2 protein-coding genes are annotated in these 786 nt (G+C 37.2%); one reads left to right on the plus strand and one right to left on the minus strand.

Going from position 1 to position 786, the window contains the following annotated elements:
* Window positions 1-490, minus strand: a 490-nt coding sequence (gene thpR / locus ON073_RS20430) for an RNA 2',3'-cyclic phosphodiesterase (RefSeq protein WP_274763702.1), incomplete at its 3' end; no start/stop codon positions are given.
* 42 nt (window positions 491-532) lie between these two features.
* Here thpR and ON073_RS20435 point away from each other — a divergent pair.
* Window positions 533-786, plus strand: a 254-nt coding sequence (locus ON073_RS20435) for an ArsR/SmtB family transcription factor (RefSeq protein WP_274763703.1), incomplete at its 3' end; no start/stop codon positions are given.

The raw sequence follows: 786 nt of genomic DNA on the forward strand, positions 1-786 counted from the left end.
TTACCCGTGTTGAGTGAAATAACTTAAACTCTTTAAATTCTACTTCGAAAGGCGTTATAGCCTTTTTTATTTCAGGTTGCTGTTTGCAATTTCTTTTAAGCGTTACATGGGGATGAAAATCAAACGGATTTTGATAAATACCCAAACGCTCTCCCTCAGTGCGTAGCGAGGTTGCAAGCGCATTCAGTGGTGTGACTAATTCGCATGGCTTTAAAAAGAAGATCCCCGTATTTGGCCAATAGCCGGTCTCTGCAAAGCGTAATTTAAATGAGGAAAATGTTAGGCTTTTTGCATACTTAATAAGTAGCAATTCATTTGCAGGCGACACATTTGGTAAAAATGCTAAGGTTAAATGTAAGTTGCTTTGCAAGACAGGCTTACGCTTATCATCAACTTGGTGTGATAACCAATTGAATATGAGCGCTTTGTTTTCTTGGCTAAAATCTAAGCCAAAAAATAACCGTTTATTTTCTTGATTTTTATCTATCATCTTTTAATATTTGCTTATGCGTATATATGGTTAAGCGAATTTATGGCTGTTGCACAATTTCACAAAGCGCTCAGTGAGCAAACTCGACTGAGGATTATGGCGTTAATTTTAGAACATAACGAAGTGTGTGTCTGTGATCTCGTTACCGTACTTGAAATGCCACAAGGATCGGTAAGTCGTCATTTAAGTTATCTAAAAAAATCAGGGTTAGTTGAGTCAGTTACTCGCGGTACGTGGCGTTTTTATCAACTTAATCAAGCGATGACCGAGCCATTATTAACGATATTAAAACTTAC

The organism is Pseudoalteromonas sp. G4 (assembly GCF_028875915.1).
Taxonomy (GTDB): domain Bacteria; phylum Pseudomonadota; class Gammaproteobacteria; order Enterobacterales; family Alteromonadaceae; genus Pseudoalteromonas.